Origin of the sequence: Dolichospermum lemmermannii CS-548 (assembly GCF_028330815.1) — a bacterium.
Classification (GTDB): Bacteria; Cyanobacteriota; Cyanobacteriia; order Cyanobacteriales; family Nostocaceae; genus Dolichospermum; species Dolichospermum lemmermannii.
In genome coordinates this window covers 1-9208 of sequence record NZ_JAQMTJ010000246.1, presented here as the reverse complement: position 1 = coordinate 9208, position 9208 = coordinate 1, and the positions used below count along the sequence as shown (strand labels likewise).

Below are 9208 nucleotides of genomic sequence, written 5' to 3'. Positions count from 1 at the left end.
TGGACATCCTGATTCTGACAATGATATTTCAAGGGAATACCTTAATAAAACAATCAATAAAAATCATGATCAAAAAACCCATCAACAAAACCATCAAACCATCCTGTACATCCTTAAATCCTGGACATCCTGATTCTGACAATGATATTTCTAGGGAATACCTTAATAAAACAATCAATAAAAATCATGATCAAAAAACCCATCCACAAAACCACCAACCCATCCTGTAAATCCTTAAATCCTGGTTATCCTGATTCTGACAATGATATTTCCAGGGAATACCTTAATAAAAAAATCAATTAAAATCAGTATCAGAAAACCTATAAACAAAACGACCAACCCATCCTGTAAATCCTTAAATCCTGGTTATCCTGATTCTGACAATTACAAAGGTAAAGGGCAAAAGCGCAAGAGTACAAAGGGCTAAAGAGTCCTCGCCGCACCACTACATACAACCCGAAAACCAATAACGTCGTCGCTGCTATCGAGGTAGTTGAAGCTGCGATAAGCAGAACGGCAAAGTCCAGGATTGTGGTACCACGAACCACCGCGCAGCAGCTTGTTAATTTTAGCTTTATTACTTATCCACGCGCTTCCATCTGTAGGCGCATCTTCATAATTATTATGCCAATCATCTTGACACCATTCCCATACATTACCGTGCATATCATATAATCCAAACTCATTGGCTATTTTAAAACTTCCTACTTCTGTTGTTTCTCCTTTCCGAATTCCTTTAACTCCATCACCATAAATATAGTTACCATTATAATTAGCTAAATCTGTGGTAATCGTCTCACCAAAATGAAATGGTGTGGTAGTTCCGGCACGACAAGCATATTCCCATTCTGCTTCACTGGGCAGTCTATAGGGTCTTTGAGTGTGATTTGATAGTCGGTTACAAAACTCCACCGCATCATGCCAAGAAACCCGTTCTACAGGACGATTTGCTCCTTCAAACCTAGATGGGTTTGGTTTTAGTTCTTGGTTGACTGGAGGTAAAGCGGCTACTGCTTGCCATTGTGCTTGGGTAACAGGATATTTACCCAATAAAAACGGTGGTACTGTAACTTGATGCTGGGGACTTTCAGTTTCCCTGCGTTCTGGCTCATTTTTTGGTGAACCCATCATAAAACTACCACCGGGAATTGCTACCATTTCTAGTTGAATACCATTACCTAAGTCTTCTATAAACTGCTGGGCTTGTTTTTGTTTTCTCTTAATACTCAATTCTGTTTTTTGTTTCGGCCATCCTAATTTTTTAAGCTCAATAGTAGCAACTTCAAAATCAAAAGGTTCTAAGTTGATAGATGTTTCATTTTCTGTGATGATAGCAGATTCAAATTCAAAGGTTTTGATTTCTGGTAGAGGTAATTCGTGAATTGCCCCTACTGGGTTTAACTGTTCTGCTAACTTAGCATAATCTCCCCCTAACTGACGCAATACTTGTTGATTAATTTCAGCAAAGGGGAAAATTTCTGCTTTTGTTTTTTCATCCAAATCAGAATTAGGAAATAGCAATGCAGGAAAACTTCTAATTGATATACCAGCTTTCTGACATATATATTCAGAAACAGCTTTGAACATGGCTTCAATTTCTGTTAATCTTACAGAACGCCATAAAACTTCTCGCACTCCCTCAACAAAATCATATTGCCACTTTTCTGGCTGATTGTCTTGACTAATTAACTTAGGTTTTAACAAACCACTCATAAAAATTTCCGCCAAAATAATTGGCTTTCTTGGTGGTGGCAACATTTTTTCTTGAATCAGATGAATTACAGGTATACTTACAGGTGCAGAAGACATCAAATTTGCTAATCTTCTTGCTAAAGGTGAAGCACTATTATAAAATTTATTAACTAATAATTCTGGATCTTTTGTTGTTTGTGAACTGGATAATTTATCTGTGGGTTTTAACTCTTTCCAGTTAGGCATAAATAAAATACCCACTGTGTCAATATTACCTGTACCTGCAATCACTTTTGCCCAATATTCTAAAGATTCAGGTTCTAAAATCACAATAGGTAACTTTAACGCTTGATTGGGTTTTTCTTCTAACCAGAAAGGGAAATCATGAATAGTCAATTGAGAATTGAGTAAACCTGGTTCAATCGCACTTAAAGAAACGGAAATACCCAAATCTAAAACAGTGCGTTCCCATAATTGTTCCGGTAATAATTGCAGAATTGTTACCGAGACTTGTTTAGACCATAATTCTAATAAATTATGTATTTCTCCTTGCCACCATAAAGAGGAAATACAATCACTAATTAATAATATTAAACGTCTACCATTAGGTTCTAATAGTTCTTTGGGACTGCGGGAACGTTGTTTTTTTGTGGCTTTTCTCTGCTGGTGAAAAAATTGCGGTTTACCATCATTTGTGCATAAATTCCAAGTATAAACATTTCTAAAAGCTCCATGTCTTTCCATTAATTTGCGAAACTCATTGATAGTTTCTTCCCAAACTACAGTCGCGCGATTTTCTTCAACAACTATCACCAAATCTAACCAACGTTCTCGCGCAGGTTTTAAAACTGGTATCCAAACATCATTTTCCGCTATTTGTTGGGCTGTATTTTCTTCATCTAAAACAAATTTTATCCGAGATGGAACTTTCCGCATCAATGGACGGAGTGACCTACCAATTTCTAAAGCATTAGGTAAAGCAGCAACAGCAGGAGATTTAAAAGGTACTCCTGGTGATGCAGGTTTTGATTTTTCAGAGGTTGATTTTTCAGTATAATTAGATTGAGAAATAGAATCTACACCATTTTTTGTATAAGCTTTAGCTGTAGTTTCTTGAGTGTTTTCTACTGTAGAATCATCCGAAGCATCTAAATTTTGATCACTTTCTCGTTGAGGTAATTTAGAAATCTCAGTTTGAGAAATTTGATTTGCTTGATTAACTTCATCAACAGATGTAATTGCTAATGGTAATTTGATCTGGTTTGCTAACCAAATAGCATCAGCAATTTCTTCTGCACTCATGTCCAGTTCTAGGTGTTGTAGAAGTTTAATCAACCTGTTCATCATGAATCCTCGGAACTATCTAAATACTTTAATATTTTCTCAATCAAATCATCTTTAGTTGTCCCTGTTGGTGAATTTTCTCTAGTAACTAAGTAAACAGCGTTAAGAAGTTGATCTGTTGCTAATTCCCCATTTTGACGTTTTTTGAGAAATTGCTCAATTAAATTATCCGCTTTTTCAGATAGTTCATCATCTAACTGTAGATGTGCTTTAACTATTCGTTCTAATTCTGTTTTATCTGGTTCTTGAATATTTAATCTGATACAACGTCTTAAAAAGGGAGGAGGAAAATCTCGTTCACCATTACTGGTTAAAATCACAAAAGGAAAGGATGTACAGCGAATTCTACCTTTTTCAATAGTGGCTTTTTGATCTTTATATGCTGTCTGTACTTCTACCCGATCTAGTTTATCAGCTATGCGCCTTAGTTCTGGTATTTCAAATTCTCCCTCTTCAAAAATATGTAGTAAATCATTAGGTAAATCAATGTCACTTTTATCAATTTCATCAATTAATAAAACTCTGGGTTTGTCAGATGGTAGTAAAGCTGTTCCCAGTGAACCCAAATTAATATATTTACCAATTTCTGCTAAGTTGTCTTTGTCTTTATCTTTATCTTTATCTTTAGCATCTTGTAAACGTCCTATGGCATCATAATTATAAAGTCCATCTTTTAGCGTGGTGCGGGTGGTAATTGGCCAATGTAATACTTCTTCTAAGTCTAGTTCATAAGCTACAGCATAGGCTAAAGAAGTTTTACCTGTTCCTGGTTTACCTGTTACTAATAAAGGTCGTCGTAAATATAAAGCCGCATTCACTAAGTCTATTTCTTCTGAACGTGCTTGAAATGTTTCTCCGCGTCTTTTTTTGGGGCCGCTATTACTATTATTAAAATCTCGCCAACTTGGTGGTTTTGGAAGCTTAGAACCTTCATCTATCCATTTTTGATTTACTTGATTGTTTCCTTGAAATATTTTCCAGTCTGTCATAAGAATACCTAGTTAATAATGATTGCTTCAGCTTTAAATGGTAAAATGTGAGGGTTTTCGTAAATGATAAAAACATTATTTACGAATAGATATTGATTGTCGTTGTCATTAAGCAAAAATTTTTCATATTGTTCCAGAACATGATTAGGTAATGTATGAATATAGCAATTTAACTCATTATTTGCTCTGATTTCATATTCTTGTTGCTCTAAAGTAATTTTATCTCTGTGACAGATAGCGATAGGAACAACATTACTCTTCAATGAACTAAAAATCTTAATAATTTTATCAGCATCATTTTTTTTATTCTCATCAAAAACATTTAGTATAACACCAATTGCTTGCTTCATTAATACAGAAAATCTTGTTTCATTATATTCATGTAGCTTTTGAAAATCATTGCAGGTAATATTTTCTAATTGCTGCCATTTATCAATCCAATTGCTTTGTTTAACATTTAAATAGTTTGTGTCTAAGCGTGTAACATCACGAACCATCACCGGATATCTCTGACGTACAGGAATCCTATCTCCAAAATCATCAATTTCCCATGTTTCAACAGGATGATTAAGGTATTGTGGGGGTAGAAAAAATACAAATTTTTTATCCTTTTCTAACTTACAAGGAATTTTTTGGAATAATGAAAGAAAAAGGTTTTTTTCAATTTCTTTGAGTGTAAAGCTATCATCAGGAGAATCAGAAAATTTAATTGACTCAAACCCTGTTTGGTGTTCTATATAATTTTGAATATTAGGAATAACACCACCACTAATTTTAAATTTTGGGATTTTTGATCTTGATTTTGTTGTCAATGGTTCTATTTTAATTAATATGTATGATTCCTGTTTAGTATCAGTATTTTGATATTGTTGGTTAACATTTTTAATCAGGTTATCAAAATTGTCTATATTATCACTTCCCCATTTTTTTAAATCTTCTAACTTTGTTTGAGGAATCTGAGAATTAGTAATTAAATATTTTATAAATTGTGCTGTATTGTCGTTATGATTAAATTGTTTTATTTTACCATCTAAATTTTTATCCAGATCATACAAATTTTTAACAATATCTGCTACTGTGATTGGTAGATTTCCCCATGAATAACAGGCTTTATAAGCTGTTTGAATAGTAGCTGTATCCAGATTAGCATTTAAAATATTAATCAGATTTAAAAAACTCCAAGATTCAAGCAGCAGAGTTGTAGGAGTCATAAATACTGCTTTAGCATCTTCTCTATTATCTTTACTGACTACCATTCCGACTACTGCTTGTAAGGATGTATCCCACACCCCAGAACCACTATATCCTGGTTGAACTAAAAAACCATTTTGCGTGTGCATTTGTACTAAGCCAAGAGTATTTTCTTTGGTTATCTTACCAAATGACCAACGACCATCTTTTTCGTAATCATCAGGAAAGCCAAAAATTTCAAAATTATGGTTTTGCAAATCTAATGTAGAAATTAGTTGAACGGGATTTGCGGAATTTGGTGGAGTATCTTGTAATTCAAGTCCAGCAATATCTTCTCCTTTTTTACCTGTTAAACCACGCCAAAATACAACCTTAGCTTTTATTATTGTTCCAGGAGGAATAAAAGGAAAGTCAAGTTCGATAACTTCATTTAGTAATTCTTTTTCTTCCTTAATACCTAAAGCATCCATAACTACATGAGCGCAGGTCAGAAGATGCTGCTGAGTTACCAAAAAACCAGCACCAATAACTTGTTCGGTATCTTTATAGTAAATGCGAGCGATCGCACTTTCAAACCTCTTATCTTGACTTTCCTGTAACATAGAACCTATGAACTCTGTTGTTTTGAACTCTGTTCCTTACTCCACTTCACAGTAATTTCAAAGTTTACTTCTCCACCTACAGAAGTTAAAATCACTCCTGCTTGAGTAGACAATTTCACACCAAACTTTACTTCCATTTCTTTAGTATCCAAATCTTTGAATTGATCTGCAATAGTCGTAACTACTGGTTTAATCTGCTGGATAGCTTCTGCAAAAGTTTGTTTTGCTTCTGTAACTTTGTCAGAAACGATTTCAGAATGACTTTTTGAAACCCTCTCTCGTCCTCCTTCTTTTGATTTTTCTGGTACTTCAACTTCCACTAAAATAGTTCCACCATCTAAGGTGAAGGGAACTAATACTTTTTCTGCCATATTATTGAAATTAGTGTTAATTAGGCTATGCAATATCAAATATACGACATTACCAGCATATTTGAAAAGTAAAGAACTGCACTAGCAATAGTTTGTAAATTAGTGTATTGTAAGTTACATATCAGTTTTTTTAGGGATAACTCCAGGATAATTACACTTTGCAGTTATCCCAAACTAGCCGAATTTACCCCAAAAGTATCCCAAAAAAATTAGGGACGAGTATTAAACCCGTCCCTTATCTGACTATCTAAAATATTAGTTTTAGCTGTTTTCTCAAAGGCGACACCCGGATTTGAACCGGGGGATGGAGGTTTTGCAGACCTCTGCCTTACCACTTGGCTATGTCGCCGCGCCCACAATTACTAATAGTAGCACCATTTTTCCAAATTTGCACCATCTAGGAGAAATTTTTTTGAAGATTCATGTTTTTCACAGACTGGACAGACAAAAAGCCTGTCCTCCAGTGGAGATTAGGGATGTAATTTGACTTCTTCGGCAAAATTCGCCCAGCGCGCAAAGTAAAATGGACCTGCTACAGAACCCCAAATATGCTCATCTGTATCAGGATTTCGTCCTCTGTCGCGGCTGATGAACTGTTGACCATCAAGTTCAAAATCACTATCTAAATAGGTTCTTTGCCCGTCACGGATGACAATGCAGCCTTTTCCTGGTTCGACTGTGCCTTGGAATTTGTTCCCAGTCCACTCTACAATCATGTTACAACCACAGAGTCTTTCCAAGCGATCGCTCGTTAAAGTCTGCAATCTTGGTAAATCACGGGAAGCACCATAAAAGTCTTTTTCATCTTTGACAGTATAGTTTTCAATATGGATTTTATCCCCCACCGTAGTCAGATGTAACACCCGCACCCGATAGGGCTTATTCAGCATATAATCATAAGCTTGTTCCACGAACAAACTTACCCCTGATAACACCCCCCAATGGAGGGGACGCATACATACACGAATATGGGCAAAAAAAGCCGGATTCTCAAAAACCTGGGCTTGATTGCTAAAATCAGCCGCCATCCAACGAGCTAAGGTGACAATATCTGGAGAATGAGTCATACCGATTTCGGATTTGGGAATAGGAATGCAATTAATTTTAAATCCTGATTACCCTCAATCTACACTTTTCTATTGTATGTACTTAACCGAATCGTCCAGACACATAGTCATGGGTGCGAGTATCTAGCGGATTCCGAAAGATTTGACTAGTCTCCCCGAATTCCACCATTTGACCAATGCGACTTTCATCAGTGCTAAAAAAGGCAGTAAAATCAGAAACGCGAGTTGCTTGCTGCATATTATGAGTAACAATCACAATCGTGAATTCTGTTCGTAATTGGTGAATTAATTCTTCTACTTTCATTGTAGCGATCGGATCAAGGGCTGAACAGGGTTCATCCATTAGTAAAACCTTGGGTTTAACCGCTAAAGCCCTAGCGATACAGAGACGTTGTTGTTGTCCACCAGAAAGACCTGTAGCAGACTGATGAAGTTTATCTTTGACTTCATCCCACAAAGCCGCACCTTTCAGGGCAGATTCGACAATTTCATCTAATACTACTTTTGGAGATTTACCAGCAATTCTCACACCATAAGCCACATTTTCATAAATGCTCATGGGAAAAGGATTGGGTTTTTGGAATACCATGCCAATTTCTCGACGCAGACGATTGATATTAATCTTAGGATCGTAGATGTTCTGACCAAAAAATTCTATCTGACCTTCGACTTTGACTTTTCCTTCTAATTCACTAATCCGATTAATGGTTTTAATAAATGTAGATTTACCACAACCACTAGGACCAATTAATGCAGTAACTTGGTTTTTATAAATATCTAATGATATTCCTTCAATAGCTTTATAGTTTCCATAATAAAAGCTAAGATTCTTGACTTGGATGGCAGTAGTTAAGTTACTCATGATTGACTAAAGTACGAAAGAAAATTTTTTAGTTGACCTTATCTTTTCTTAGCAATTACGCGAGATAGCACGCTGAAAAACAAAACTAAAGTTAGGAGAATGATGGAGGTTGTCCATACTAATTGATTTACGGCTGGATCGGGATTGTTATAAAGGTTAAAAATCAATACTGGTAAGGAAGCAGTAGGACTTAATAAACCATCAGACCAATTTTGACTAAATAAAGCGGTAAAAATTAGTGGCGCTGTTTCCCCAGAAGCACGGGCTATAGCTAGGGAAATACCGGTGGTAATCCCTGGGATAGCCGAACTAACAATAACACGAAAGGTAGTTTGAAAACGAGTTCCTCCTAAGGCTGCGGATGCAAGACGTTGGGGAACAGGAATGAGCTTTAAAGCCTCTTCTGTTGTCAATACTATCATTGGTAGCATGATTACAGCTAAGGCAAAACCACCGGCAATGGCGCTAAATCCCTTAGTTAATAAAACAATTACACCGTAAGCGAATATCCCAACAATAATGGAAGGAACACCTGTCAGAATGCTAGTAATAAACCGCACATACCGCGTAAGTGGGCTGGTTTGACTAAATTCTGCTAAAAATATTCCTGTAATTACCCCCACAGGAATACTGAGTAATGCACCGATACTTACCATAAGTATAGTACCAAGAATAGCATTAGCAAACCCATTTTCAATTAATGGATGAAATAACATCTCTAGCTTGAAACCAGAAAGCCCCCGTGACATGATTTCCCACAGTATGGATGATAGTGGCAACAGTGCTAAAACACTCAAACCAAAGGCAATCCCATTCATTGCGTATGTAAATAATTGCCTACCTCTGGATAATGGCTGATACAATTCATCCGCTGTGGACTGATCTATTTCTGAATTTGGATAAGCGCTCATGTTAATTTTGGATTTTGGATTTTGGATTTTGAATTGTCTGTAAGAGGGTGTTTGAAAAGTTATGGTTGATGTATCAAATATTTTTTACCCCACCCTAACCCTCCCCTTGTAAAGGGGAGGGAACTGGATTTTTATTGTTTCCCCCCTTTACAAGGGGAAAGGGGGGTAGCAATGTGATG

Annotated in this window: 8 protein-coding genes and 1 tRNA gene; 1 reads left to right on the top strand and 8 read right to left on the bottom strand. The window is 36.1% G+C overall.

The window, feature by feature from the left end; genetic code table 11:
- Nucleotides 1–230: hypothetical protein (locus PN450_RS16505; protein WP_271836967.1), on the top strand; the 230-nt coding region annotated here is incomplete at its 5' end.
- A 193-nt stretch (nucleotides 231–423) separates the two neighbouring features.
- On the opposite strand, the gene PN450_RS16500 is transcribed toward PN450_RS16505, so the two are convergent.
- The 8 genes from PN450_RS16500 to pstA form a co-directional block, all read right to left on the bottom strand.
- Nucleotides 424–2994 (bottom strand): formylglycine-generating enzyme family protein, encoded by a 2571-nt coding sequence (locus tag PN450_RS16500; protein WP_271836966.1) that lies wholly within the window; start codon nucleotides 2992–2994, stop codon nucleotides 424–426.
- 41 nt (nucleotides 2995–3035) lie between these two features.
- Nucleotides 3036–4025, bottom strand: a complete 990-nt coding sequence (locus PN450_RS16495; protein WP_271836965.1) for an AAA family ATPase — start codon at nucleotides 4023–4025, stop codon at nucleotides 3036–3038.
- A gap of 8 nt (nucleotides 4026–4033) precedes the next feature.
- Nucleotides 4034–5818, bottom strand: coding sequence for a trypsin-like peptidase domain-containing protein (locus tag PN450_RS16490; RefSeq protein WP_271836964.1), 1785 nt, complete (start codon nucleotides 5816–5818; stop codon nucleotides 4034–4036).
- 5 nt (nucleotides 5819–5823) lie between these two features.
- Complete coding sequence (locus tag PN450_RS16485; RefSeq protein ID WP_271836963.1) at nucleotides 5824–6189, bottom strand: CU044_2847 family protein; 366 nt, start codon at nucleotides 6187–6189, stop codon at nucleotides 5824–5826.
- 277 nt (nucleotides 6190–6466) lie between these two features.
- Nucleotides 6467–6538, bottom strand: a tRNA-Cys gene (locus tag PN450_RS16480).
- 121 nt (nucleotides 6539–6659) lie between these two features.
- Nucleotides 6660–7256, bottom strand: coding sequence for a chromophore lyase CpcT/CpeT (locus PN450_RS16475; protein ID WP_271836962.1), 597 nt, complete (start codon nucleotides 7254–7256; stop codon nucleotides 6660–6662).
- Nucleotides 7257–7338: 82 nt separating this feature from the next.
- Nucleotides 7339–8118 (bottom strand): phosphate ABC transporter ATP-binding protein PstB, encoded by a 780-nt coding sequence (gene pstB, locus PN450_RS16470; RefSeq protein ID WP_148762770.1) that lies wholly within the window; start codon nucleotides 8116–8118, stop codon nucleotides 7339–7341.
- A gap of 38 nt (nucleotides 8119–8156) precedes the next feature.
- Nucleotides 8157–9029, bottom strand: a complete 873-nt coding sequence (gene pstA, locus PN450_RS16465; RefSeq protein ID WP_168633792.1) for a phosphate ABC transporter permease PstA — start codon at nucleotides 9027–9029, stop codon at nucleotides 8157–8159.
- Between the last annotated feature and the right edge of the window lie 179 nt (nucleotides 9030–9208).

Excerpts from the sequence above, each read along its gene's own strand:
- PN450_RS16500 (WP_271836966.1), bottom strand. The coding sequence starts at position 2,994 with ATGAGTGCAGAAGAAATTGCTGATGCTATTTGGTTAGCAAACCAGATC.
- PN450_RS16495 (WP_271836965.1), bottom strand. The coding sequence starts at position 4,025 with ATGACAGACTGGAAAATATTTCAAGGAAACAATCAAGTAAATCAAAAA.
- PN450_RS16490 (WP_271836964.1), bottom strand. The coding sequence starts at position 5,818 with ATGTTACAGGAAAGTCAAGATAAGAGGTTTGAAAGTGCGATCGCTCGC.
- PN450_RS16485 (WP_271836963.1), bottom strand. The coding sequence starts at position 6,189 with ATGGCAGAAAAAGTATTAGTTCCCTTCACCTTAGATGGTGGAACTATT.
- PN450_RS16475 (WP_271836962.1), bottom strand. The coding sequence starts at position 7,256 with ATGACTCATTCTCCAGATATTGTCACCTTAGCTCGTTGGATGGCGGCT.
- pstB (WP_148762770.1), bottom strand. The coding sequence starts at position 8,118 with ATGAGTAACTTAACTACTGCCATCCAAGTCAAGAATCTTAGCTTTTAT.
- pstA (WP_168633792.1), bottom strand. The coding sequence starts at position 9,029 with ATGAGCGCTTATCCAAATTCAGAAATAGATCAGTCCACAGCGGATGAA.